Genomic DNA, 25,652 nt, shown 5'->3' with positions numbered 1-25,652 from the left:
TTATGAATACCATTTGGCAGACATTGACCTTGAACAATATCCAATCTCTGCAGTGGCGGCAAGGCAGTCTGTTCTGGCGACTGCTCGCCTTCCTCCGCCAATGGCGGCAGGGCAGCTGGTTGTTGCAATGGCATCAGGAAATTGGTGCAGTCTTGCTAACGGCGGTTTTTGCCCTGGCTCCCTTTGTCCCTAATAGTCTGACGGGATTATTAGCGATGGCTTGTGGCGGTTTTTGGCTGTTGCTAACCCTGTCGGATGACTTAAGACCGCATCGATTTTCCCCGATTTATCTACTGGTGTTTTTGTTCTGGGGAGTGACGATCATTGCTACGGCCCTGTCGCCGGTGAAGATGGCAGCAGCCTCTGGGCTGGTGAAAATGACTCTGTATGTGTTTGTTTTTGTTCTGGCGGAGCGGGTAGTGAGGTCGCCTCGGTTACGCTCTTGGCTGATCGCCGTCTATCTGCATGCGGCGATCGTTGTGTCTATTTATGGGGTGCGGCAAAAATTCTTTGGGGCAGAAGCCCTAGCCACTTGGGTTGATCCCAACTCCACTACCGCTGATGAGGTGAGAGTCTATAGTTACTTGGGCAATCCCAACTTGCTGGCAGCCTATATTTTACCCGCCATCCTCTTTAGCATCTGTGCCCTGGTGGTTTGGCAGCGTTGGGGCGCTAAACTCCTGGCTGGGACAATGCTGCTGGTTCACTGTGCCTGTATGTACTGGACGGGCTGCCGAGGGGCTTGGATTGGCTTAGTCCTGGCTATTTTTGTGATGGCCATGATGACCCTTTATTTGTTATTGCCTCGCTTACCCCGGTTTTGGCAGATTTGGGCGTTTCCCCTCACCATCGGCACGATTGTCGGTGCGGTCGCCTTGGGGATTTTATTTGTGGCTCCCCTCCGCAACCGAGCGTTGAGTGTCTTTTCAGGCCATGACGATAGCAGCAATAGCTTTCGACTCAATGTGTGGGCCGGGGTGCAGGACATGATCCAGAGACGTCCGATCTTGGGAATTGGACCTGGTAACGTAGCCTTTAACAAGATTTATCCCTTATTTCAAAGACCTAATTACACGGCTCTAAGTGCCTACTCGATTTATTTAGAAACCTTGGTGGAGACTGGGGTTGTTGGGTTCGCCAGCTTGATGTGGCTGCTTGCCCTGATTTTTCAGCAAACCTGGGTGCAGTTTCACAAGCTGCGTCAGCTCAAGAGCCAGGATGTCTGGTGGTTAGTGGGTGCTATTGCATCCATCCTTGGCATGCTTATTCATGGGTTTGTGGATACGGTTTGGTATCGCCCTGAAATCAATACTCTGTGGTGGTTAACGGTGGCCATCGTCGCCAGCTATTATCGCCAAACCACTGCGGCTGATACCGCCGTATCGCCCTGAGCAGAAGGCAAATCACTTACTCGCCAGAAACTATTTAGATTTTTGGGGCGTCAGAAGATGTACCGATCGGTTGTTGAATCTCTCTGAACTCCTTGTAAGGCAGTGATACTTATGAAATCTAAAATCAGACTTTTACCTACAACCCTGGCTTCTGTGGTCTTGCTGGGCTCAGGACTGGGCATTGATTCGGCCCACGCCCAGTTTTCCGGTCGGCGACCGCGCTCCTTCCCAGAAGCCGCAGAACGGTGGGGCTATGAGTGCAAACGCCAGCGCAGTGGCTATTTCTGTAAAGTGGATGATGACCGGGTCGATGATGACGACCGCTTTGACGATCGGCGGGACCAACGACAAGATTCTCAACGGTTTAACAAAGGTCGGTTGTATGAAGGTCAAACGATACAGACCTCGGCGAAGAACCGCGATCGCATCGTGATGCGCAAAGACGATAACCGAGATCTCATCCTCTATATCGATGACGATATTCGGGCAGACGATACGGGCCGGGTGATTATCCCACGCAATAGCCGCATTGAAGGCCGTCTGCGTTCTCGCGATGGTGGCATTCAGTATGATGCCAAGCGGATCGTGTTATCCAATGGCCGTCGTTACAATCTGGATGCTTTCTCGGAGGTTATTTATCCCAATCGCCGGGTTGCCTCTCGCCGCACTAAAACTTCTGAGGGGGTTCGAGATGTCTTATCCACGATTTTGGGCGATCGCCGCCGCCGAGATGATGACTTCGATAGACGCAATGACGATATTGATACCAGAGATCGCAACCTCGTCGTTATCTATCCCGATCGCGATTTGGATTTGCGGTTAAAAAAAGATCTCAAAATCGACTAAGCGACATCTACTGAAACCCTTTCCAACACACTAAACCTCACACCGGACTGATGCGAGTGATCGCCTTCCTCTCCAGGTTGGCCTGCTCAAGCATCAGTCTATTTTTTTGATCGCTACAACGTTTTTAACGTAGAGCGATACCGAGGACTGTTCCTGAAAATTGACCATGCTAAGTCGTTCCCCCATCCGGGAAACCTAAAGACGAAGCATACAAAGACGATCGTGACTCCCATTGAAGTTGGCACCCTTGTACTCATTCTGTCCTGTGCGCTGTTTCTTTGGCAGCAGTCAGGATTTAAATGTCCCCTGTATATTCATGTGATCGGTGGTTGTGCGACGGCGTTAGGCCTTTTAATTGCGAGTAATATTGAACCCCATACTCCCATTAATGAATGGTGGCTGTTGGGTAAATGGTGGACGATTTTCATTATGCCTGCCTTTGTATACGGTAGCTTTGCCGTATATGGTGTTGCTATCTACTCACGAGATGATTAGTTTGCGGTCATCTATGAGCCAGCCTTCTCTTCAAGCAACCGTTGCAAGTTATTGAATGTTGCAGTATGGAGCATCTTAAATCCTTCTTAAGCAAGGGCTGCATAATCCTGCCCTGTAGCGCTGATAAGACCATAACAGTCGAAATTTCCTGAATTTAGTCTTTCAGTAGAGTAAATTGTTTCCCCTCCGTTTCAACGAGGGCCTTCCCCTATTCTTTGGTCGGGGAAGCTATATCTATGGACTTCAACCTTGGTCGTTCTTGTCCTAGGAGAGATTTCTCATGCCCATTCTTACCGCAAGGAGCATCTGTTCATGCCATTAAATAAACTGGCTGATACCGGTCAGCCACTGCCCCTACCCGATCTGCAGAGAACCACCTTTGCCATCGATGGGATTGCTCGCTTTGTCTGCAATACCTGGTCCGAAATTCAAGCGGCTCAAATGGGTGGACCTTTTGATGTCGTGGTGATTGGATCTGGTATGTATGGTGCCTACTGTGCCACCAAAATCTTTGAATTTACCCAAACGGCAGCGGTGAAGCCTCGCATTTTAGTCCTAGAGGCGGGGCCCTTCTTAATCAGTGAACATTTCCAAAATATGACTCGGATTGGGGGCTTATTCGGTGTCACCCTGGAGCCTATCGTCGAGTCAGATCGGGCGCAATTTACGGAACCCAACTATGTCAATAGCGGTCAGTTTGTCCAGCACCACAAGTGTGTTGGTGGGAAATCTCTGTTTTGGGGTGGGTGGACACCGCGGCTGACGGAGGCAGACCTCAACCAATGGCCGGATGATGTGCGAGATTACTTACTCCAAACCGGGCAGCCTGATGGGTATGAATTTGTAGAACGGGAGATTGGGGCCGTGCCCGCCGCCGATTTTATCAATGGCGAGCTGTTCGACATCATCAAGCAAAAGGCCAGTAGCGTTCTGGGAGAGAACGAACGCTTAACCGCTGTAGAAGATGCCCCAATTGCGGTATTAGGGCAATCCCCAGGTTCAGGGCTCTTTAGTCTGGATAAGTTCAGCAGCTTGCCTTTGCTGTTGGATAATATTCGCCAAGATAACGACCAAACCAATGCCAATAATAATGCCCGCCGCCTGTTTCTGGTTCCCAATGCCGAAGTCTTGAAACTCGAAACGGTAAATGGGGTGGTCACGGAAATCGTGGTGGCCTTGAAAAATCAGTTTGCTGATAATCCTAAGGACACCACCCAGGCCCAAGTGGTCCGGTTGCCGCTCCAGCCCAGTGCCTCCGTTGTCTTGGCTGGGAATACCATCAACTCCACTCGCCTCGCCCTCAATTCTTTTCCGCGACCTGCGGCCTTAGCGCCCAATGGAGAACTGATGGGTCGCAACTTAATGGCCCATGTGCGCGGCAACTTTGTCTGGAAAGTGAAGCGTGACCTCCTGGGGGTTCCCGACCAGCTCAACACTGAACTGCAAACCGCTGCCCTCAATATTCGGGGCAAAACCAATACCCCTGCTGGTGAAGGACAATTTCATTTCCAGTTCTATGCGGCCCCCAATATGAATACCCCAGCTTTTCCAGGAGCCGCCAATAATCCCGAAGAATTCCTCTACCGGATGGTGCCTAACTTTGAGGAGCTGGACAAGATATTGGAAGCCCAAACTTCAGGACCGATTAGCGATCGCATCGTTATCGGCATTCGTACCTGCGGGGAAATGTTCGGGGATAAAACCGCTGCTGTTGGCAATATCAATTCCCCCACCAGCTGGATGAACGTCAATCCCTTTGGGGGAACTGGGGATGATCTCTACTTTGAAAATGGCCAAGAATTGCGGGTTCCTAAAGCTTTTGTTCGATTTGTAGAAACCCCCGCCGACAAAAAAGTGCGAGAAGATCAGTCCGGCTCCGCCTTTAAGTTTATTTCTACCCTAGCGGGGCAACCTCTTGCGAGTGCGGATGATACCAACCCCAATGGCAATATCCAGTATTTCGATCCGGATCGGGAGACCAGTGACGAAGACGGCATTGGCACCACCTACCATGAGTGCGGCTCCCTCTGGATGGGTAGAGACTTCCGCAACTCAGTCACGGATGTAAATGGCAGATTTCACCATATTTACAATGCCTATTGCGCCGATCAAGCCCTATTCCCTACGGCTGGATCCGCTAATCCCGTACCCACCGGTCTGGCCTTAGCCCGCAAGGTAGCCCGCTCGATTGTGGAACGGTATCAGCCTGCTATGCCCAGCACCGATGAAGCTGGGTTTCAGCCCCTCTATACTGGCAACTATGCTGCCGATGGTTGGCAATATGTAGGGGGGCAGTTTGATGGCCAAATCCCCTTCTTCGATGTCAATGGGGAGCAACCCATTCTGAGTGCGGGTATTGAAAATCCTGGATTTAATAGTGTTCTCGGAGTCCTTTGGTATACCCCCACTAGCTTTAGGGATTTTGTCCTCAAACTAGAGTGGAAAAGCTTTGATATTACTGCCAATTCTGGTATCTTTCTCCGTATTCCTAGGCCACTGATCCTTGACAGTGACAACTTCTATAATTCATCGATAGAAGTCCAAATTGACGAGCGGGGGCTACAGTTTAATCCTGCCAATAGCGTTTATGGCAGTCCGTTCCATCGGACGGGAGCCGTGTATGAAGTCTTCCCGGCACAACAATGGGCTGCGAAGCAGATTAGCTCCCGTGATGGCAATGGTCGGGATTTCTGGAATAGCTATGAAATTAGGCTAGAAGGGAATCAGATTGAGGTGAAACTCAACGACCAGCTGGTGTGTCAAGGTACGTTTCCTGAGCTGCAGCCGCCGGGACAAGCGAATGCACCTAATACCAATGGGACAAAGCGATCGGATGGCTTTATTGGTTTGCAGTGCCATACCGAAGTGGTGCAGTTTCGGAATATTCGGATCCGACCGTTATAAAGCTGATCTCTGTTCTGCCTGAACGTTGAGAACAGAGATCAGCTTATACGGTTGATCTCTTCCTTATTGATGAGTGGGGATAGAGGGTTGCCTGGTATTAGTGAGGATGGATAGAGAGTTGCGATGCGCAACCCTCTATCCCTTAAGTCTGCACTTCCAAAAGTAGCCCTGCTCCCAGTCTGTCCTCCTGATGTGGCAAATTTATGTCGGCTCAACCTTTACTGTGAAAGCTAAGATGGGCGCCTGATTAAAGATAATCTACAAGTAGACTTTTTATTTACTAGCTAATATTAATTAGTCTTCTTTATTCTGCGCTCAGTTTTGTAAAGGAGATGTAGTTAAGATCTGTTTTCGTGACATAACTCCACCTTGCTAGATATTATGGTCTAGGAGAATAAAAAGTGTCCCCCCCCACAGCAACCCACGAACTGCCCACTGAACCACCGATTTCAGTGCAACTGATTACTGATATAGAAGCTAATGCAAAGATCATCCTTAGATACTAGATTTAGTGGCAATAAATCGATCCGAGAATTCCTGCCGTTTGGCATTGTTTTTATCCTCGCAATTTTTCTGTTTTTCTATCAATTAGATAGTGAAAGCCTTTGGAATGATGAGGCTTTTAGCATTCGAGATGCTACTAATATTAGAACTAAATTTAAAATCTCACGCCCTCTCTACTTTCTGATATTGCACGTTTGGATGCAATTGGGAACGAATGAGTTTTGGATGAGGAGTTTATCAGTTCTATTTGCATTAGCCAGTGTTGGCTTAATTTATGTATTAGGGACTCGGCTGGATAGCAAAGTCACAGGGGTTACGGCAGCACTCCTTTTAACGCTCTCGCCCTTATTTATCAACCATGCCCAAGAAATCCGCATGTATACCTTGGGAACTTGTCTTGCCTTAGCCGGGACATTAGCGCTCACGCAAGCCTTGCAAGAGCATAAAGTTGCCCCTGTCTTTGCATGGGCGATTGCGCGGTGGTTGATGTTTTTGACAGCGCCCTTAAATATCGCGATGATATTTGCTGATTTTTTGCTGGTAGGGTGGCATTTTCGGCGACATCGCAAACTGCTGATGATGTTTGGTATCAGTGCGTTATTTCTGGGGGCTGCCTGTTTACCCACTTTTTTAATTACGGCTAAAGGGAGCGGAGATGTTCTGCAAACTTGGGCCCTTTATCAACCTCGTCCAGGTCTGAAGAGTTTGCCGGGGATGCTAACCCGGTTTACGATTTGGTCGGTAAAACCGCCTTTTGATATCTCTTGGTTAGGGCCGCTGATTAATATCTATACCTTAGTGTTAGTGGGAGTGGTTGTTTTTCTGATCGCAACCAAACCTTGGAAGTCATCGATTGGTTGGGTGATTGTCTGGTGGTTTATTCCTCAGTCAGCCGTTTTTGTAGCGTCCTATCTCACTAGTTCTTTATGGATTGAACGGTATTTACTCTTTACCGCTCCCTATGCATTAGTGATGTTGGCCGCAGGGTTTACCCGAATTTGGAAGTGGAAATGGTCTGTTGCCCTGGGGATTGTCATTCTCTATTCCATTGTTGTGGGTGGCGGGCTGTCTCGCTACTATGCTGACACTCATCGATCGGACTGGCGTGGTGTTGTCCAAACCCTCTCTCAGCAAGCGCAGGCGGGTGATCAGATTGCGGTTCATGCTAACCCAACCGTGTTCAAGTATTATTACCAGGGTTCAGCTCCCACCCAATTTATGGACATTGTCAGTAAAAATAGAACACTCGAAGAGATTGATCAGGTCTTAGAAGATATTCCAATGTTTGAATCGCGTCTGTGGCTGACCTATGAACATACGGCATTTGTCACGGATGAAGGTCATGACCGCTTTCGACAGGCAGTCGTCGATAAATTCCAACTCCAAGAGAAGCAAGAGTTCGAAGATGTAGATCTGTTCTTACTAACGCCGAAGTTAGACTGATCGGGATTTAGCTCAGATAGCAAACTTGCCTGAAAAAGTATGAGGTACTTCAAGCAAGTTTGCTAAGATCGTTCTAGGCAAATTTACTGAGATTGGAAAAATAATTGTATTCGTTGAATTAGACTTGAGATAGATGAAAGCTATTAGTTGAAGAGAATGGAAATATTCTCTTCAATCTGTATGTTTATGTGCTTTGATGCTTCTGTAGAATGAATGCTACGGATTATACTTGCAAGTATGTATACGCTTATACTTAAGACTATTTATTGCTCAAAAGTATTGATATATAATAGCTTTATCTGATTTTTTAGCTCCATATTATTGGAATCTATATGGTTTTATCTAAGGATAAAGTTGTAGCCTGACTAGGCCTGGAATGGACAAGCAGTAAGGGCTATAGGAACAAATCTATAGATTGAATTTTTTCTCTTCATACCAAGCTTATGAGTCAAAAGAGTATGTGGGTTTGATCGGAGATAGATAATTTTTGAGTTATTAAAACTATTAACAATGTGCGATAGATTACCAAGGTCTTGGTGGCTTGTATTTATGATGATTTTGTAATCTAGTTAGCTAACATCATAATTTTTCAGTTAAAGAGTAGCAAGTGAAGCTAGAAAGATACTAGTGCCTGTTTGTCCACCAAACACTTTTTGACTTATGAATATTCCCAACATTCCTAACTATGTGAAGGGATGGCTTACTGATACAGAAGCACAATTCCTTTATACGAGAGCCAAGGCCTGTCCCCCTGAAACAGTCATCGTGGAAATCGGTTCCTGGAAAGGCAAGTCAACGATTTGCCTCAGCCAAGGCTCAGCGGCAGGCGAAAATGTTCCTATCTATGCTGTTGACCCCCACCAAGAAGATTCTTATCAAGAGTTTGAACATAATGTATCGAGTGCTGGTGTTAGGGAGTTAGTGACTCCGATGGTTAAAACATCAGCCGAGGCCTGTGAAGGATGGACCCAGCCGATAGGGTTGCTGTTTATTGATGGGAACCATGAACATGACATGGTGGAGCAGGATTATTTGCTATGGTCTCCTTTTGTTGTAGAAGGGGGAACGATTGCCTTTCATGATTCGACGAGTAGCCCGTTCAATCAGCTTATGGGCTATTTAGGACCCAAACGAGTGGTGGATAAATACCTGTTTCAATCCAAGGCATTTAAGAATATTGGGTTTACGGGTACGACGACCTATGCCACCAAAGAGCTTGCCCAGACAGTGGCTGATACCTTGGCTCGGTGGTCTACACGTGGGCAGAAATTGCTCCCTGATAGCCTGATGCTCATACATCACCATGTTTTGCTAAAGCTGCCCTCGGGTGTGCTTAAAGGGATTCGCAGACTTATGGGATATCAGAAACTGACTTTAGGCAGATAATTGGCTGTCAGTGTTTGTATGGATCATGAATGCTGTTGCCAGTGGAATTTTCAAGACCTAGGGTAACTGATGCTGTTGGAGAAAAGCTATGAGCTGTATGGCGCTGGCGCGATGGGTGTTTTGGGGGGTGGGTGTAGTTGGGTTGCGATCGCAACCCAACTACAGAGACAAGGCCATCATGTAATCCTTGCCCCTCAGACTATTGGGGCATCATGAAATGTTTAGATCTGATCTATCCTGCTGTGAGATTGGCGTGCCTACCCAGTATGATTCTTCAGTGCCTGTCATCGGAGCAAATCGCTCATTTCTACTCATCAGCTTTCGCAGACCACCCATATCGTTCCTCTTCTAGATCAGTGTTGTCCGTTATGTCAGTCAGGTAACGCGAGCCTATTTCACCAAGATGATCGGGCCTATTTTCGTTGCCCTGACTGTTTTTTGGTCTTTGTGCTCCCCCATCAGTTTTTATCAGCGCAAGATGAAAAGTCTAGATACGATACTCACGAAAATTCTGCTGAGGATGCAGGGTATCGTCGCTTTCTGAATCGGCTTTTTCTGCCCTTGTCTCAGTGTTTGCTTCCCCAGAGCTGTGGACTCGATTTTGGGTCGGGACCAGGACCGACTCTATCAGGCATGTTTGAGGAAGCTGGACATTCTGTGGCACTCTACGATCTGTTTTATGCCCCAGATACTAAGGTGTTGCAACGACAGTACGATTTTATTTCTGCATCTGAGGTGGTTGAACATCTCCATCATCCTCGACGAGAGCTTGAACGATTATGGTCTTGCCTAAAGCCCAAGGGTGTATTGGGGATTATGACCAAGCAAGTTATTGATCAGGCGGCTTTTCCTCACTGGCATTACAAACGTGATCTGACCCATGTGTGTTTCTTTTCGATTGAGACGTTTGAATGGTTGGCCCATCATTGGCAGGCAGCTCTGACCATTTCAGGAAACGATGTGGTTCTGCTGACAAAAACTTAAGCCGATGGAGCAACTGTTGATGATTACCATTCACCATTAGATGAATCCTTGATGTTTGGAGTCACTTGGTGTTGGTAAAGTTTTTCGCTTGCCGTGATTTGGGGGGTTATCCATACTGGGTATTCTTAATATAGGCATAGCTTTTTTTAAGACAAAGTAAATTATTAATATCGCTCAATAACCCAGTATTTGTATTGATGGGCGACTCTCATGAAATCTAGTAGCCATGTGCTTAGAAGCGAGCAGCAACATGACTTATATGACTCGTAATAATTCTCTTGCTGATCTGAATGTTCTAAGTTATCAGAGTTTAGAAAGTAATGGTCTTTCCTTCGAACTGATGGTAGATAGAAAAACTATTGGGGAAATAGCAGGTACTGCAGATACAGCCGTTCCCTATTGGCTTTTTAAGACTGGCGTCGCTTTGCGACCACTTTCTCGACTGGACAATGGTTACCCAGAAAAACGCGTGGTTGCTGTATGTCCCTGCGGAACATATGGATGCAGTTGTATTAGCTGTAATGTAGTGCAAAGTTGGGATCGCAATATTATATTTCGAGATTTTGAAACTGATCCACGAAGCTCTCTCTTGCCATTCAATCTGCTGATGTTTAGTGTCTCACTAGATAACTATGCCTCTGTTCTAAAGGGTATTTTTGAAGATATTCGAGTATTTGAAGCTGTTTAGATACTAAATTTTTTACTCACTTGATGGGTGTATTTGAATATAAATATTTAAGAAAAGAAAGAGGTTACTAAGCCTTGATAAAAAGGTGATTAGTAACCTCTATTTGTTAGATCTCTCCTTGAGCAATCATTTGAATCGCTCGTGGAGCTGCGGGGTCGAAACCACCGAAGTCCCAAGATAGTAGATCCGAAGGATCTACTAAGGAGAGTTGGTAAGGCGCAAGGGTCACGTAGACTGCCTTAGCCTTTGGATTCACGAGACGTCGATACTCTGCTAGTGCCTGACTCGGATGCTGTCGTCCCGCATAGGACTCAGAATCCGTCCAGAAGCAGAAGACATCGGCATAGAAGCGATTCTGAATCGCCCACTCGTAGGCCACCGCTGCATTAGTGCCTCCGAAGTTGTTATCCGTTGCCTTCTTTAGAGCATCGCGAAAGCTATCTCGGGCCGTGATACCCAAGTCACGGAACTGGGTGGAGAACCCGCGAATGGCGTAATTCTGCTCTGCTTTGGCCGTTGCTAGCGCCATCGCCGTGGCAATCTCGCAACAGCTCAGACCCACAGAACCAACGGTGTAGTAAGACATGGACCCGGAAACATCAATGGCATGCATAAACACTTTGCCCGTCGGGGCAACCGTCTCGAAAGATAGCTCAAGGGCCGTTTCGAGCATATCGGTGATCCGAGCGATAGGTGTCCAAGTCTTGCGACTCCGCCCCACCTGACCACCAGATGCATAGGTTTTCAAAGCTTTGAGCACATCAATTGGATGAATCCGAGCCTTGCGCAAGCGCTGCTTGTTGGTTAACATCGCGGCTACTCGCTTCAGGTTCTTGCTCTTATGGGCTTCGAGAACCCCTAGTGCTGTCAAAGATCCCAGATTTCGCAATAGGGCTCCCATGGGCATTCCATCTAAGAGGAGCTGCCAAGCCCGCTGATCCATCTGACCAATAGGAGCGATCATCTCGTGGGTTAAACGGCCTTGGGTAATCGCTTCATAGGTAGCCTCCGGCTGGCGCTTGACCCGCTCGTACCACCAGATTTGCGCTAACGCATGACTGGGAGCAGCTTGAGGTAATGCCTCCCAACCCTGGGTGACCCAGTGATAAAGGGCCTGGTGGTCCGCACTGATAGGCTTGACGTGGAATAGCCGTAAGGCATCCCGGTGAGTAAAGCCATGACGCTGCTGGTACTTCAGCAACTGATAGGCCAGGGCCTTGGCATCGGGGTTAGAGAGCCATGCAGTTCCGCACTGGCGGACGATTTTACCAAAGCCTCGTAAGGACTTGGTGTAGTTCAACCACTCGTAGAAATGGCTTCCGGTTCGTACCGCTTGGGGGAACAGCTCTACAAAGGCCTGCTTGGCCGTCTGGGTTTCACCCATGGATAAGAGTACTAAAGCCAAGATAGGGGCACTGTTGTTGATCGATCGGCCATCGCTAGCGTAGAGAATCTCTTCAGCGGTGCGCTGGGGATTCTCATGGACACACTGCTGAATGACATTAATAAAATCATCGGTTAGCTCATGCTTATCGGCATAGTAGGTGCTTTGGGCTGTACCGATCAGTAGGCATCGGCGCAGCATACCCCAAATGCCTGGGTCAAACATATAGCCTCCAGACCGACCTTGGACCATTTCAGCGTCACGGCCAGGAATGGGCTGGGTCTGAGGTGTACGGGCAGTGTTGGTCAAAAATTTATAAGTCATCATTATCTCCGGCCCGACTGGGCAAATAAAAACTTGAAACCCCATATGGGGAAAGGGAGTGGAGCGGGAGTCGAACCCGCATCCCGATGGATAAAGGACAAGTCGTTAAAAGCGATAACCTTATTTCCTGCGGCCCTAATGGGCAAAAAATGGTGCTCTACCGTTTGAGCGACCCACTCCAGGGGATGGACGGAAGGGGAGTCGAACCCCTATCTTCCGCGTGGTAGGCGATAACCCTAATTCTTCGACCCTTGCGGATAAGTGATGAACAAGGGGGGTAAGATGTTCTACCTTTGAACTATCCGCCCATGGATATTGGTGTTTTGGTTTGGACAGTAGAGGATTCGAACCTCTACCCCCTGTTCCTTAGCGATAACCCTAATTCTTCGACCCTTGCGGATAAAGTTGTGAATAAGGAGATTCATATAACAGGAGTTCTACCGTTAAACTAACCGTCCGTGTTTGAAGTGAAGTAACCTCGTTTCTGATCGTTGAACCCAATCTACTGGCCGTCTCTCCCCCTATTCCACTCCAGTTGCTTTAGAGTCAAATGCCGATAGCGTGAGGGTTCTAGAATGAGGGGAGATATCTAAGTTAAGGGGAACCCCCTAACTTTGTCGTGAAATTTCTCTATGCCCAAGCAAAGTTTTGGTCCCATTACCCAACACAGAACCCAAACCCTCCTGATGGGCCTGGTACAGTTCGCCAATGATTCCTTAGCCCTAGAAGACGAGAAAATCCTGGCAGGACTACGGAGCAATATCAAAACCTATTGGCAAACGGACCAGCGGTTGGTGGTACAGACCACTGCTCGGCATTTGGTGGCCCTGACCCAATATTTAGAAACACCCCTCACCCTGGCTCAGGTGAAAGCAGGACTAAAGCATCTCCAAACCTTTATAGGCATTCTGGAAGATCACCGCACAAGTCAGCGGGGGTCGGATCAGTGGCATTTCACCCTGACTTTGTGGCAGAACCGCTGGGAAGAGGAAACCAATCAGCAGACCTTTGACCAAGTTTGGAATCAGCATCGCCCAGATCGAGCAGTGTCTCAGCCATCAACAACAGAGACTACTAGCTCTTGGCGAGTCTGTTGTCAGGCAGCTTTGGATACTCGGTTAACGTCTAATCCCCTGACGGCCCATACGGGCTTGGCCTTTGACCTTAAGGATGTCTACTGTCCAGTGGGGTTGGTGGCTTACCAGACCGATGCTGCTAAACAAACGGGAGATTCAGCAGCCGAATCTGACCTAGAATCAATCGTTTATCAACCGGATCAGTTTTTAGACGTTTTACTGTCTCAACCAGAGGTTCAGCGGGTTGCCATTGTCGGTCCACCAGGAGCAGGCAAAACGACGCTGCTGCAAACCTTATCCCTCAAATTGTTGGCACAAGAACAGGTTCTGCCTATTTGGATCTCCCTAGCCGATCTAGAGGGACAATCCCTAGAGACGTATCTGCTAGAAACTTGGCTAAAACAAACCCTGAAGGTATTTACCGTTCCGTTGAGTCAGCAGCAAGCCTTTGCCCAGCAGTTTGCCACAGGTAAAGTTTGGCTGTTGCTGGATGCCGTGGATGAAATGGGGATGGTGCCTAGCCAAGCATTGGCTTTTGTGGCCAAGCAGCTCAAGGGCTGGCTGGGAGCAGCCCATGTGATACTGACTTCGCGATCGCAACTCTGGGACACAGGCCACAATGCTCTGGAAGCCTTCACCCCCTATCGCAGCCTCAGCTTCAGCTATCGCCACGGCGGTAATCAAGTCCAGACGGTGATCCAAAACTGGTTCCATAACCAGCAAGGCGATACGCTGTATCACCAAATTAATCGCCCGGAGATGCGGCGGCTCAAAGTCCTGATCCAGAATCCTTTACACTTAGCCCTACTCTGTCGAACCTGGCAGCTTACTCAAGGACAACTGCCAGAAACTAAAGCTATGCTCTATCGGCAGTTTGTTGAGGCCCTCTACGACTGGAAGCAGGATCATCACCCCACCAGCTTGGGTCAACGCCAGCAGCTTAACCAAGCCTTAGCCCACCTCGCTTTGCAGGCCATGGCGCAACCTTCACCGCTGTTTCGCTTGCCTGAGATCTTTGTCAGTCAGCAGTTAGACCCAGACCAACTCACGCTCGCCTTGCAATTAGGGTGGTTACAGCCCGCAGGTTGGTCTCCTACGACCGGGGGCAAAGTCTATGCTTTCTATCACGCTACGTTCCAGGAATATTTTGCGGCCCAAGGGATTGCAGATTGGCATCAGTTGATCGAATATCAGAATGCGAAAACCACCTTCCATCCCATCTTTAGTGCTCAATGGCAGGAAGTGATCTTGCTATGGCTGGGGCGCAGTGACATTGCTGATGTGGATAAGGCAGATTTTCTGCAAGCCTTGGTGGATTTTTCTGATGGCTGTGGTGGATTTTATGACACTCAAGCGAAATTACTCGCGACCAAAGGCTTAGCGGAATATCCCCAATTTGCTGGGGCAGAAACCTTAGTGACTGAGGTGGTCCATTGGCGATTTCAGCAGCAGAAAGGTAAACCCACCGTTTGGATCGAACCTGCAGCGGAAGCGTTGTCCCACTGCGATCGCACCCTCGTAACCACAGCGATTGAACAGTTTGTGGCCCAGGCCTCCAACCCTTTTGAACAGTGGCTGGCGGCCCATAGCTTGGGTAAAAGTTACGATCCAGGGAATGGAGTTGCGAGCGCAACCCTAGAACAACTCCTCTCCCAAGCGCCCAATGAGGATCTGCGTATTGAGATGGCCAAAAGCTTAGGGGATATTCAGCCAGGTCATCCCCAAGCCATCCAAACCTTACAAGATATTATTCAGTCTCATGATTCTCTGACGCTTCGTCGCAAGGCCGCCCATCGGCTCGGCACTATTGCGCCGGATCAACCGATGGTGCTCCAAACCCTAGAACATATCCTGCAAACAACGGATGATCCCTGTCTCCGGCGGCAAACGCTGCAATCTTTGCAACAATTGGCTCCCCAGCATTCTGCATTGCCGGTAGAGCCCTCTCGGCGTCGGTCTCGCAAAACCCCCCTGAACCCGGAGCAGCTTATTCCTGTTTTGGAGCAAAAACTCCAAAACAGTCGAGATATTGAGACTCGCATTCGCTATGCAGGCCGTTTGGGACGCCTGCAACCCAACCACAAGGGAGCCATCGATATATTGTTAGAACTGCTCCCCACGACCCATCGCAAAACCCATCTCAAACAGATGGGTCTGCATCTCCAACAGGCGATCACCCCTGAAGAGGACAGCATCCCCCCCCAACCCTGGTGAAAGCAATATCCGTTGTCCAATGGGTCTATACCCAGTCCCCCCACCTCTCTCAGGTTCAAGCGACCTACAGGCTGCTGTGGCACTGGTCGAAGGCGGTTTCCTTTGAGCAATTTCGTGTGCTCTGGCAGGCCAACTCATCTGCTGAGACTAGCCCCTATCCATAAAGACGCTACTGGGCCTTAAGGGTCTGAGGACGGAGTTTGATTTTCATAAAAGGCTTTTCAAACAGGAGATAAGTCACAGAAGACAATAAGATAGTCGCCCCAAAAACAGCAACATACTGGATAAAACCGGGGGCTTTTAGATAGGCTTCAACATATCCAAGAACCGCAATATGCCAAAGATAGACTCCGAAACTGACGACCCCGACAAATCGCAGGGCCACATTTTCTAGAACCTTTTTGATCCACCCATCCGTATGTAAATGGGACACTAGCAAGATACATAGCAAGATGGCTTGGTAGGTATAAAACCCGTGGTTGGCTGAAAGTCGAACATAATTCGCTTGGAATACCGTATCCCACAGCGGACGGCTCAGCAGAGTCGGAAAATTGAACACAATCAACACTAAAGAGGAGTTGGCCAGGATGGACATCCATCTTTGCTGTTTGGGGTTGGCCGGATCTAAGACTGCTGTCAGTTTGGTATTCACCACTGCGGCTAGAGATCCCAGAAGGAAAATAGGGATATGAGGGAGAATCGATAATCTTGAGGTAAAGTCCACGACATTATTGGCCCCCTCCGTCGCAATAATGGCAGTCAATAAAAAGAGCACTGAAGCTTTAAAGTCTCGCTTTAAGAGAACAGCAATGATCAAAATGACGAACGGGAAAAATAAGTAGTATTTGAATTCGACGACAATCGTCCAAAAATGATTTAAAGCTTCTTGCAGAATGACATGGGCTGTGAAATTGCCCAAGGTAAACTTGAAGCCTGGGAAAATCGTGTAAACGGCTAAAACAAAGAGATACAGCGGATAAATTCTGAGGACTCGTTTTAACCCATAGTTAATCCATGTTTTTATATGCTTTAAATCGATGGTTTCCCGCAACATTTGTCCCGTGAGCAGGAAACTACTCAAGATAAAAAATAAGTAGACTCCAGTGCGGCCATAGATCGTACCGGCGGCTTGAAAATAATGCCCAACAATTGCCTGATCCCAAGATAAGCCCAAGAGCCGTTTGCTATGGGTCATGACCACTAGCAAAACAGCAATCCCTCGTAACCCATCTAAAGATGCCATCCAACTCTTAGACGCCCGCGCACCAAAGAATAGATGCTGGAGCGAAAATTTCTGACTTGCTGCTGCTGGTTCACTCAGTTGTTCTGTCATGCTAGTTAAAGAAGAGCTTGCGATTAGTTCAATCAAATCAGCCGTCTAAGACGGGGTATCCAATGGCCACTTATGCAGCCAATAACTCTTCGAAGAGTGTGCGATACTGTCGAGCTTGGATCTCCAGGGAGAACTGATCGACTGCGGCTTGACGAGCCTGCTCACATAACTTGCGATGGCGATCAGTATCTTCTAAGACCCAAGCCATGCCGTGGGCTAAATCATCCACTTCGTAGGGCTTCACCAGGTAACCATTCTGTTGATGGCTAACAATATCTTTCTGCCCAGCGGCATTAAATGCAACCACAGGCGTGCCACAGGCCAATCCTTCCGATGCCGTTTGGCCAAAGGATTCATAGAGAGAGGGCACAATCATGACATCAGCGGCTGAATAGGCAATAGATAAACTTAAATCGTCGGCAAAGCTCCCCAAGTAATGGGCCTTAAATCCTAGATCGGCCGGTTCTGCGGGGGCATCTGCCCCAAAAATTGCTACCTCAATCCGGTCGGCCCAGCCCGCTTGACTCAGTTTTTTCAGGGCGGGCTGTAGTAGATGAAACCCTTTTCTTAAGTCAGCGGTCGCCGATAAGGCTCCAAATAGAATGATCAGCTTGTCTGAAGGCAGCCCCAATAAATCACGGCTAAAGCCTTTATTCGCAGGTCGATATTTCTGGACATCTAGACAAAACGGAATCACCTCAACCCGTCGATGGCCAAACAACGAACTCTCCCGGACACAATCCGCCATCCATTGACTGGGAGTAACAATGGTGAGGTTAATGTCCTGCCAGGCTTTTTGCTTGCGTTGCCAAATTTTGCGAGACAAGTCAGATTCTTTTTGGCTATTTAGTTGAGGGCATTGGCCACAGGCTTTTTGGTAGCCATCGCAGGTTTCTGCATAGTGACATCCCCCCGTAAACGGCCACATGTCCTGAAGGGTCCATACCAAGGGCTTGTTGAGCTTGGGCAAGGTTTCTACCTTGAGGAAGCCATTACAAACCCAATGCATATTGACGATATCTGGGTTGAGCTGTGCAACGTTCTTTGCGATCGCATCCGGAAACCATTGGCTTGAAAAGAGGGTTTTGGTTTGATAGGACCCTAGCTTTAAGGGCCAGCCATTCATCTGTGGCCCCAATTTTGTTAATGCCGACTTCTCTGCCAGCACCGATTTCTGACCACTGAAACGGGCGCGAACTAGCATTTGGGAATCATGACCAATCGCTAAAAGCCCTTGATGTAGTCGGTATGCTGCTCTAGCAGCTCCACCTTCAATGTCAGATGTACTCAATAAAAGAGATTTCATAGACGCTGTGTTTTTCTAGGGTCCTATAGGAACAATCAAGGTCTTTTTTGGCGGGGCTGTCAACTAAGGATGAGAGATCTTCCACTCGGTATCCCCCCGCTTCTACCTAAACGCCCTCTCGTTTTGTTTCACCATTGGCTAGATGGTATCCAGTTATCTAGGTAAGTACTTCTTCAAACGAAAGAAGGGCCGCTCAATCACGAAGAAACTCATGATTGCAACCCCAAGCGTGATCGTCAAAATAATCGAGAATTTAATCGGTGGAGCCATATTGAGATGGGCATTGGTATAGCCAATCAGGGCCATATGCCAAAGGTACATACTAAAACTGATCGTTCCCACAAACCGAATAATGGGATGACTCAAGAGACCACGAATCAGACCGCGACCATGTAGCTGAGCCACTAAAAATAAAGACCATGCCCCTCCAAAGGCGATGAATATTAGGGTATCTGACCAATCCTGTTGTAAGAGAAACCAATCGGGTTTGGTCCGCAACGTGGTGATTAAGCCAAACGTCGCGATCAAACTGAGGAGGGCCACGCCTTCCGCAATATATCCAAAGGTGTCAGACTCCAGAAACTGGGTTTGATGATTTTGTAAATGGGCATGAATTAAGGCAGCTAATATCCCTAAGAGAAAAATAGGTAAATACTTGACGAGAGAAACTCGAGCCACCTCAGCTGGTTCAATGGTGATCAGGAAACTGGCACTCATCACGGCCCCTAAGAAAAGAGTCGAAAGTCCAAGGTTCTTCTTCAAAACTTTAACAATCAGCCACATTAAGATCGGTAAAAATAGGTAGAACTTAAATTCAACAGGAATAGCCCAAAATTGGTCTTTTCCTTCCTGTAGAAATATATGGCTGAAGACATCTGTAGCCGTGTATTTAAAACTGGGTACGATGCCATAAAGCAACATAATAAAGATGTACAACGGATAGATCCGTAAGACTCGCTTGAGTGCGTAACTTACCCAGAGGGACCAACGCCCCAGTTCGCAGTCATCCCTCAGGAATTGTCCCGCTAACAAAAAGCTACTCAACACGAAGAATAAATAGACGCCTGCCTTACCAAAGCCAGTAGGGTTTAGAACTGGGAATAGCTCTAGTCCTTGTCCTTTGGCATGATCAAAAAAAACAAATAAAATTGCAAATCCTCTAATGCCATCTAAAGAGTGAATTTGTTTTGTGGATGGCGATGGATTACCTAAAAAAATAGATTTAACTTTTTCAATAACTACCACGGTTCCCTTGTCCTCACGTTATAGAAAGCCAGTGTCTTTAATCAATGGTCCGAACCATTAATCTATGGCCTGAAATAATTCTCTCCACTAAAAAAATGATTATTCTAAATATCCTATGATGGGCTAGTTGTTTGCTGTTGTTGATGAACAGTGGTGAGATTGAGCACATCTTGAAAAGACTTTGCGAGCTGTTGTAGGGAGTGTTGGTTGCAGTATCCTTCAAAGTCTGGCTGATGGTCAGTTTTGGGTTGGGTGAGTCTGGATTTGAGTTCTATTAAAGCCTCTACACAAGCGTCAACATCCCCTTCCGGAATGGTCACCCCTAACTCAAACTGCTGCACTCGTTTGCCCATACAATACCCTTCGCTGGCCATCACCAATTTTTGGAACGTGGCTGCTTTAACTAAGGCATTGCTACTGTAGGGAAAGTTTTCATAAGCTGAAAAAATGACATCACAGCTATTCACTAAGGCATTAAATTGAGGTTCACCGGGAATAAATTCAAAATGAAAGAGACAGTTGTCAGGAGAAGACTCAACGATGGTTTGGACCATTTCATAGTCTTCATTCAATCGGGTTGAGTAATCTTGATGAAACATGGCCTTAGAGAGCGATCCTGCAAAGACAAAGAAAAAATCATCTGGATCGCACCGCTCAGCGGCGTGCAATAAGGTTAAAAGTCCCTTGCGCTTACTCAGAGCGCCGAACAGCCCGATAATGGTGCGATTACCTGCCTTAGCTTTGATGTCTGCGGCTAATGAATAGGTCAAATCGGGAGGGGTGATATCGGTAAAGTCGGGAAAGGCAATCACGGGTTTGTTGTCGATATCTGCCTGCAGATTTTTCGCTTCATACTCATCTAGCAGGGTGATGGCTTGGCAGTGATCAGACTGGGCCACCGCGAGATGGGATAAAGGCTTTTTGAGAATGGGAAGATAGCGTTGACCAAACCGATAGGTTGCGGGTCGAAAATAGAGGCCAGACCAAGAGTAAGGGAAGACCCAATCAATCATCGAGCCGCGTAAGTAGTAGCTTAAATAGTTGTCTAACCAATTGAGAAAAACCAGGTCGGGCTCATGGCCAATTTGTTTCGCTGCCTCTTGAATCATGGCAGCCGTTTTTTGCCAGCGTCCCAAAATTAAAATAGGTTGTGGCCATCGGTTCCACTTAGGAAACAGTGCGGGTAATCGACCCAACACGGGCAGTTCTTGCCATTGATATTCCTGCATTTCAAAGGCATAAAAATTTTCAGCCTTATCTGGACAATTCTCTTGGATCCACGGCAAGACGTCATCAGGCTGGGGATAAAAAGACATCACTCGATAGCCCATTTCTAGCAGTGTCTTACTGAAGAAACGCATATACGTGAGATGATGCCCCCTGCCATGATTGGTATCAACGAGCGCAACGGTTTTCATAGACACTGGCATCAAAAATGGGGTTTATGAGATTGGAGTGAATCGGCATATTGCTCAACGACCATAATCATGGTCGTTGACCGGAGTTAGCGAACAGATAGACGCTGAACAATTTCATCAACAGCTCGTTGGGTAGACTGGCCATCTAAGGCATAGGTAAATTCTGCTGCAAGATCGATGGTTGTACTGTGATCTGAGTCTCTATCCAATAACATACGTTCAATTTCAGTCTTTAAAGCCGGTTTAGGGTCTGCATAGACCGTCTGGTAGACCCCGTACTCTTCTAAATGTTTATAGCCTTTGGAGGGGCCATCTTCAAATAAATCAAAGGCGACGACCTGCTTGCCCATCATCAACGCTTCCTCCGCCACCGTAGAACTGCGTGTTAGCAGTAAATCGGCGATGGAAAGCAGGGCATATACACTGAGTTCTGTTACTTCCGGTTCGATCACGACGACTGAATCGAGATCTGCAAATTCCTGGGCAGCCTGTTGATATAAATTTGGATTTCTTTGATCGTTGGGATGCATTTTGATCAGCAACAACACCTTGGAAAAATCCAGGCTTTCATAAATATGTTGAATATATTGTCGATAGAGCTGGGCTTCGTCCCCATACCCCTGATATTCCGTATGCAGGCAGGCGGCTAAAACCACAATTTTTTTATGGGGGAGTTGCGGTTGAACCTGGGGATAGCATTTTTGCAACGTCGTCAAAGCAGCTTCGGGATCTAGCGTATTGAGGACGTCATGTAACGGATTTCCTACCACTCGAATTCGTTGGGGATCGACCCCATAATCCTGGACCAATTCCCGCTCCACCCGCTTACCCCAAACCATGATTAGGTCTGAAACCGTGGAAGCGAGTCCTTTAACGGAGTCCTTGCGAGTCCCACCATGTTGAATAGAGAGGGTTTTAACGCCAAACTGGCGGAGCTGATCGGCGGTATCAACGCCACACCGATGAAATTCATAGAGTTCTCGATGATCTAAGCAAAAGACCACCCCTTTATTCTGGGGGGATAAACAGGCTCGAATGAGGCTTAAATAATTGGCCTGGGGGGTGATGCCCAAAGAACTCAATTTTTCTAGGGTTTGGGGAACGAGCTGCAGTTGATGAATCCCCGGTAGAACAACCAGATTCAGCTTGATGTCATTTTTCTCAAGAATGCCACTCTCTGCTAAGTGCAATAGCAGTGGGATTAATAAGCGTTCACAAGCCTTGGAATAGAGAAAGAAGCTGATTTCCGGCTGGGGCGATGAACGAGAGAGCCGAAGCGGTAATGATTGAAACAGCATCGCTAGCTTCTCATCAAAGCCCAAATAGTCTTGCAGTGGAAAATAATATTGCCCTAGAATTGCTTTTTCAAGGGGGGACAATATCCTGACGCGATCTGATTTTCAGCTTTTGTTGCATCTTGTCGGATCCTTGCCAGGGATTAAGATGAAGAACCGGCCTGGCTTTGAATCAGTAAATCACAAAGTTCTCGGACTGCGCCACATCCTCCGTTTTTCTGAGTAATGTAAATGGCTGCGCCTCGGTTGGCAGGCATGGCATCATTGACGGTGAAGGGACAGCCGATATTTTGTAAGATGGGCACATCATTGACATCATCTCCTGCATAGGCCACTTGGGACAGCTCAATGTTGAGAGTTTGGCAGAGAGATTTGAGCACCGAGAGCTTTTCTTCAATCCCAAGAAAGACATGTTGAATGCCCAACTTTTTGGCTCGATGTCGGGTGACAGGAGAATCGCTGGCAGTAATAATGGCCACCTCAACTCCTGCCTGCATGAGGAGCTTTAAGCCTTGACCGTCTTTGACATTAAACTTTTTCAGTTCTGCACCAGTTTCGGTGTAGTACAGCCCGCCATCCGTTAAGACACCATCCACATCTAAGGCTAAGAGCTTCACGTTGGCGAGTCGGGATTGTAGGTCTGATAGGGTACTCATCAAGCTAATACGGGTTGAGTCGTTTTTAAGACGTTATGCACCTCAAGGATGGGCCGCAACACATCTTCTAACTGATGGAGCGGAATCATGTTTGGACCGTCGCTGGGGGCCTGATCGGGATTCTCATGCACTTCCATGAATAAGGCATCAATACCGATGGCGGCGGCTGCCCGAGCGAGATAGGGGGGCATATTCCCGCTGGCCACCGGAGCTACTGCCTTGGCCTCCAGGCATTTGGACGCTGTGGGTGGCGTCAAACACAATGGGATAACCAAAGCTACGCATTTGGGGCAGAGACCGAAAATCAACGACGAGGGCGTTATAGCCGAAGCTAGTGCCGCGCTCTGTTAACAGGATGTTCTTAGCGCCGCCAGACTCCAGTTTGCTCACCACATTTTTCATGTCCCAGGGGGCTAAAAATTGCCCTTTTTTGACATTAATCGTGCGACCTGTGGCGGCTGCCGCCATGAGTAGATCGGTTTGGCGACATAAAAAAGCAGGGATCTGCAAAATATCGGCAACTTCGGCGACGGGAGCGGCCTGGTGGCTTTCATGGATATCCGTGACGATGGGGACGCCGACTTCATCCTTGACCCGCTGTAAGATTCTTAGTCCTTCTTCCATGGGGTGGCCCCGAAAGGAGCTAACGGATGTGCGGTTGGCTTTATCAAAGGAGGATTTGAATACATAAGAAATGCCCAGCTTCTCACAGATGCGAGCGATGCTCGTGGCCATCTTCAAGGTGAAATCTTCAGATTCAATCACACAGGGACCACTCAGCAGTGTCAGCGGACATCCATCGCCGATGGCTAATGTATCAGTCACTTGAGTACGGATCATGAGGTCATTCCTTGTTGGATGAATAACTGAGCTTTAACTAAATCCTCGGGGGTATTAATTTCAATCGCTGCTTTTTGGGTTTGGCAAACCTTAATGGCATAGCCGTACTCTAAAACTCGCAATTGCTCTAGACCTTCACAGGTTTCAAAGGGCGTCGGTTCGAGTTGAGAATATTGCATTAGGAAGTCATGGCGAAAAGCATAGAGCCCTAAGTGGTGATAAACCGGTACCGTGCCTGGGGTGCGAAAGTAAGGAATGGGAGAGCGGGAAAAATAGAGGGCATGGCCGTTGCGATCGCAAAGTACTTTCACTGCATTTGGGCTGGCGTAATCCTCTTCCATGTCTAGGGGACAGCCCAGGGTGGTCATCTCGGGTCGTTCTCCCTCCCGGTAGGGACGAACCAGCTGTTCGAGGGCTTCCGGTGTGACAAAGGGCTGATCCCCCTGAACATTGACGACGACATCCATATCATCGTAGAAGCCAGCGACTTCGGCGACGCGATCGGTGCCCGTCAGATGATCGTCCCGGGTCATCACTACTTTGCCGCCAAACCCTTTCACACAGTCGGCAATTTTGTCACTGTCCGTGGCCACCACTGCATCTTGAAAGAAATCGCAGCTTTTAGCGGCTTCATAGACCCACTGAACCATAGGCCGCTCATCTAGCATCACTAGGGGTTTGCCAGGGAAGCGTTGGGATTGATAGCGGGCAGGAATGACCGCAAGAATATTCATATAAGACCCGCTTGAGCAATATCGTGCAGTCTCAATACTCCCACGCAACGATCGTCTTGATCGACGACGGGCAATACCGAAATTTGAGACGGGCGATCTTCCATGACCTGTAAGGCGTCGTAGGCCAACTGGTCCGGTGCAGCAGTGGTGGGATTGGCAGTCATTATTTTTTCTGCGTTCATCTGCTCCAAGTCTACTGGGCGAATCTTTTCCATGGCGCGACGCAGATCACCATCTGTGACAATTCCCAGCAGTTGGTTGTGAGCATCCACCACGTTAACGGCTCCTAACCCACCCTGGCTAATGCTCGTCACGATTTCCAGCCAGCTGGCCTCTGAGGAAATACAAGGATGCTCGGGGCCTTGGTGCATCAGATCTGAGACCTTAATGGTTAAGCGTTTGCCTAACCGACCCGCCGGGTGATTGACGGCAAAGGCTTCAGGAGTGACCCCTTTAGCATGGGTGACGGTCATGGCTAGGGCATCGCCGATTGCGATCGCAACTGTCGTACTGGCCGTGGGGGCTAAATTCATGGGACAAGCTTCTTGGTCCACCGTCGCCGCTAACACCACATCTGCTTCATCTGCCAAGGTTGATTTCACATTCCCCACTAGGGCAATCAGAGGGACTTGGCGCTGCTTTAAGCAAGGCAACATGGCAATCAGTTCATCCGTCTCGCCACTGTTGCTTAACACCACCACGACATCACTGGTGGCCACAATCCCTAAATCGCCATGTAGGGCTTCTACTGGATGTAGGAATACTGCCATCACTCCCACACTGGTCAGGGTGGCGGCGATTTTGCGGGCCACAATCCCTGATTTACCCACCCCGGATAACACCACTTTGCCGGAGCAATTAATCATCAGATCGACGGCTTGATTGACCTGTTCGGGCTGCAATCGCTCCGCCGCTTTGGCAATGGCTTCGGCTTCTAACAGCAGCAGCTTCTCAACTTGAGATGCGAAGGTAGTTGGGGTAGATGTAATCAGAGATTGCATAGAAATCAATATCTCATTAGTAGTTCTAGCGTATCTTATGGAGTTATTTATTGTGGGTACAAAACCCTTGGCCTGTTTAGTCAGAAAGGCTCATTACACCGACAGAATGAAAACGGGGTGCATGGCCTTCATGCCGGAGCCACTTCACTCTTTTCTCAACTCTCGTCAATTTCGGTTGGGTTATT

At 48.1% G+C, this 25,652-nt stretch carries 20 protein-coding genes, 3 tRNA genes and 1 pseudogene; 11 read left to right on the top strand and 13 right to left on the bottom strand.

From position 1 onward, the window contains the following. Positions 1-2: 2 nt before the first annotated feature. The 9 genes from HRE53_RS08980 (at position 3) to HRE53_RS08940 (ending at position 10,641) form a co-directional block, all read left to right on the top strand. Complete coding sequence (locus HRE53_RS08980) at positions 3-1,391, top strand: IctB family putative bicarbonate transporter (RefSeq protein WP_235110054.1); 1,389 nt, start codon at positions 3-5, stop codon at positions 1,389-1,391. Between the two features lie 111 nt (positions 1,392-1,502). Then, positions 1,503-2,237 (top strand): hypothetical protein, encoded by a 735-nt coding sequence (locus tag HRE53_RS08975; protein WP_235110053.1) that lies wholly within the window; start codon positions 1,503-1,505, stop codon positions 2,235-2,237. A 222-nt stretch (positions 2,238-2,459) separates the two neighbouring features. Beyond that, positions 2,460-2,732 carry a hypothetical protein gene (locus tag HRE53_RS08970; RefSeq protein WP_235110052.1) on the top strand — a complete coding sequence of 91 codons (273 nt, stop codon included), beginning with the start codon at positions 2,460-2,462 and terminating at the stop codon, positions 2,730-2,732. A 312-nt stretch (positions 2,733-3,044) separates the two neighbouring features. Continuing rightward, positions 3,045-5,636, top strand: a complete 2,592-nt coding sequence (locus HRE53_RS08965) for a family 16 glycoside hydrolase (protein ID WP_235110050.1) — start codon at positions 3,045-3,047, stop codon at positions 5,634-5,636. A gap of 480 nt (positions 5,637-6,116) precedes the next feature. Next, complete coding sequence (locus HRE53_RS08960; RefSeq protein WP_255801322.1) at positions 6,117-7,583, top strand: glycosyltransferase family 39 protein; 1,467 nt, start codon at positions 6,117-6,119, stop codon at positions 7,581-7,583. A gap of 660 nt (positions 7,584-8,243) precedes the next feature. Further along, a complete protein-coding gene (locus HRE53_RS08955; protein ID WP_235110047.1) occupies positions 8,244-8,969 on the top strand; it encodes a class I SAM-dependent methyltransferase in 726 nt (241 codons plus the stop codon). A 69-nt stretch (positions 8,970-9,038) separates the two neighbouring features. Beyond that, a complete protein-coding gene (locus HRE53_RS08950; RefSeq protein WP_212663120.1) occupies positions 9,039-9,185 on the top strand; it encodes a hypothetical protein in 147 nt (48 codons plus the stop codon). Positions 9,186-9,305: 120 nt separating this feature from the next. Beyond that, entirely contained in the window at positions 9,306-9,953 is a 648-nt protein-coding gene (locus tag HRE53_RS08945) for a class I SAM-dependent methyltransferase (RefSeq protein WP_315876577.1), read from the top strand. A gap of 250 nt (positions 9,954-10,203) precedes the next feature. Continuing rightward, entirely contained in the window at positions 10,204-10,641 is a 438-nt protein-coding gene (locus HRE53_RS08940; protein ID WP_235110046.1) for a hypothetical protein, read from the top strand. 106 nt (positions 10,642-10,747) lie between these two features. Here the strand turns inward: HRE53_RS08940 and HRE53_RS08935 are convergent, their stop codons facing one another. From HRE53_RS08935 to HRE53_RS08920, 4 genes are all read right to left on the bottom strand, one after another. Continuing rightward, positions 10,748-12,349, bottom strand: a complete 1,602-nt coding sequence (locus HRE53_RS08935; RefSeq protein ID WP_315876576.1) for a TROVE domain-containing protein — start codon at positions 12,347-12,349, stop codon at positions 10,748-10,750. Positions 12,350-12,404: 55 nt separating this feature from the next. Further along, a tRNA-OTHER gene (locus tag HRE53_RS08930) sits at positions 12,405-12,528 on the bottom strand. 7 nt (positions 12,529-12,535) lie between these two features. Continuing rightward, a tRNA-OTHER gene (locus tag HRE53_RS08925) sits at positions 12,536-12,657 on the bottom strand. Between the two features lie 21 nt (positions 12,658-12,678). After that, positions 12,679-12,807: transfer RNA gene (locus HRE53_RS08920), tRNA-OTHER, on the bottom strand. 174 nt (positions 12,808-12,981) lie between these two features. Here HRE53_RS08920 and HRE53_RS08915 point away from each other — a divergent pair. Next, on the top strand, positions 12,982-15,639 hold the full coding sequence (locus tag HRE53_RS08915) for a HEAT repeat domain-containing protein (protein ID WP_235110044.1): 2,658 nt from the start codon (positions 12,982-12,984) through the stop codon (positions 15,637-15,639). Next, entirely contained in the window at positions 15,636-15,803 is a 168-nt protein-coding gene (locus tag HRE53_RS08910; protein WP_235110043.1) for a hypothetical protein, read from the top strand. The genes HRE53_RS08915 and HRE53_RS08910 overlap by 4 nt, the downstream gene beginning before the upstream one ends. Before the next feature lie 5 nt (positions 15,804-15,808). Here HRE53_RS08910 and HRE53_RS08905 read toward each other — a convergent pair whose 3' ends face one another. From HRE53_RS08905 to HRE53_RS08865, 9 genes and pseudogenes are all read right to left on the bottom strand, one after another. Then, the gene (locus HRE53_RS08905) at positions 15,809-16,972 is read right to left on the bottom strand and encodes an acyltransferase (protein ID WP_235110042.1); all 1,164 of its coding nucleotides are present in this window, start codon (positions 16,970-16,972) and stop codon (positions 15,809-15,811) included. A gap of 70 nt (positions 16,973-17,042) precedes the next feature. Further along, complete coding sequence (locus HRE53_RS08900) at positions 17,043-18,278, bottom strand: glycosyltransferase family 4 protein (protein WP_212663116.1); 1,236 nt, start codon at positions 18,276-18,278, stop codon at positions 17,043-17,045. Between the two features lie 153 nt (positions 18,279-18,431). Then, positions 18,432-19,523, bottom strand: coding sequence for an acyltransferase (locus HRE53_RS08895; RefSeq protein WP_235110041.1), 1,092 nt, complete (start codon positions 19,521-19,523; stop codon positions 18,432-18,434). 113 nt (positions 19,524-19,636) lie between these two features. Continuing rightward, positions 19,637-20,941, bottom strand: coding sequence for a glycosyltransferase (locus tag HRE53_RS08890; protein ID WP_235110040.1), 1,305 nt, complete (start codon positions 20,939-20,941; stop codon positions 19,637-19,639). Positions 20,942-21,027: 86 nt separating this feature from the next. Next, positions 21,028-22,320, bottom strand: a complete 1,293-nt coding sequence (locus HRE53_RS08885) for a UDP-N-acetylglucosamine 2-epimerase (protein ID WP_235110039.1) — start codon at positions 22,318-22,320, stop codon at positions 21,028-21,030. A gap of 59 nt (positions 22,321-22,379) precedes the next feature. Next, the gene (locus HRE53_RS08880) at positions 22,380-22,892 is read right to left on the bottom strand and encodes an HAD family hydrolase (protein WP_235110037.1); all 513 of its coding nucleotides are present in this window, start codon (positions 22,890-22,892) and stop codon (positions 22,380-22,382) included. After that, a pseudogene (kdsA, locus tag HRE53_RS08875) lies at positions 22,892-23,732 on the bottom strand (3-deoxy-8-phosphooctulonate synthase). The gene HRE53_RS08880 and the pseudogene kdsA overlap by 1 nt, the downstream one beginning before the upstream one ends. Beyond that, positions 23,729-24,466, bottom strand: a complete 738-nt coding sequence (kdsB, locus tag HRE53_RS08870; protein ID WP_212663110.1) for a 3-deoxy-manno-octulosonate cytidylyltransferase — start codon at positions 24,464-24,466, stop codon at positions 23,729-23,731. Before kdsB ends, kdsA begins: the two are co-directional and overlap by 4 nt. After that, on the bottom strand, positions 24,463-25,467 hold the full coding sequence (locus tag HRE53_RS08865) for an SIS domain-containing protein (protein ID WP_235110036.1): 1,005 nt from the start codon (positions 25,465-25,467) through the stop codon (positions 24,463-24,465). Before HRE53_RS08865 ends, kdsB begins: the two co-directional genes overlap by 4 nt. Positions 25,468-25,652: the final 185 nt, after the last annotated feature.

Origin of the sequence: Acaryochloris sp. 'Moss Beach' (genome assembly GCF_021497025.1) — a bacterium.
GTDB classification, from domain to species: domain Bacteria; phylum Cyanobacteriota; class Cyanobacteriia; order Thermosynechococcales; family Thermosynechococcaceae; genus Acaryochloris; species Acaryochloris marina_A.
Note: the sequence above shows the minus strand (reverse complement) of the source record. Positions and strands in the feature narration are given on the sequence as shown.

Bases quoted from the DNA above. Each gene is read 5' to 3' on its own strand.
- HRE53_RS08980 (WP_235110054.1), top strand. From the start codon at position 3: ATGAATACCATTTGGCAGACATTGACCTTGAACAATATCCAATCTCTG.
- HRE53_RS08975 (WP_235110053.1), top strand. From the start codon at position 1,503: ATGAAATCTAAAATCAGACTTTTACCTACAACCCTGGCTTCTGTGGTC.
- HRE53_RS08965 (WP_235110050.1), top strand. From the start codon at position 3,045: ATGCCATTAAATAAACTGGCTGATACCGGTCAGCCACTGCCCCTACCC.
- HRE53_RS08960 (WP_255801322.1), top strand. From the start codon at position 6,117: ATGCAAAGATCATCCTTAGATACTAGATTTAGTGGCAATAAATCGATC.
- HRE53_RS08955 (WP_235110047.1), top strand. From the start codon at position 8,244: ATGAATATTCCCAACATTCCTAACTATGTGAAGGGATGGCTTACTGAT.
- HRE53_RS08950 (WP_212663120.1), top strand. From the start codon at position 9,039: ATGCTGTTGGAGAAAAGCTATGAGCTGTATGGCGCTGGCGCGATGGGT.
- HRE53_RS08940 (WP_235110046.1), top strand. From the start codon at position 10,204: ATGACTTATATGACTCGTAATAATTCTCTTGCTGATCTGAATGTTCTA.
- HRE53_RS08935 (WP_315876576.1), bottom strand. From the start codon at position 12,349: ATGACTTATAAATTTTTGACCAACACTGCCCGTACACCTCAGACCCAG.
- HRE53_RS08915 (WP_235110044.1), top strand. From the start codon at position 12,982: ATGCCCAAGCAAAGTTTTGGTCCCATTACCCAACACAGAACCCAAACC.
- HRE53_RS08905 (WP_235110042.1), bottom strand. From the start codon at position 16,972: ATGACAGAACAACTGAGTGAACCAGCAGCAGCAAGTCAGAAATTTTCG.
- HRE53_RS08900 (WP_212663116.1), bottom strand. From the start codon at position 18,278: ATGAAATCTCTTTTATTGAGTACATCTGACATTGAAGGTGGAGCTGCT.
- HRE53_RS08890 (WP_235110040.1), bottom strand. From the start codon at position 20,941: ATGAAAACCGTTGCGCTCGTTGATACCAATCATGGCAGGGGGCATCAT.
- HRE53_RS08880 (WP_235110037.1), bottom strand. From the start codon at position 22,892: ATGAGTACCCTATCAGACCTACAATCCCGACTCGCCAACGTGAAGCTC.
- kdsB (WP_212663110.1), bottom strand. From the start codon at position 24,466: ATGAATATTCTTGCGGTCATTCCTGCCCGCTATCAATCCCAACGCTTC.
- HRE53_RS08865 (WP_235110036.1), bottom strand. From the start codon at position 25,467: ATGCAATCTCTGATTACATCTACCCCAACTACCTTCGCATCTCAAGTT.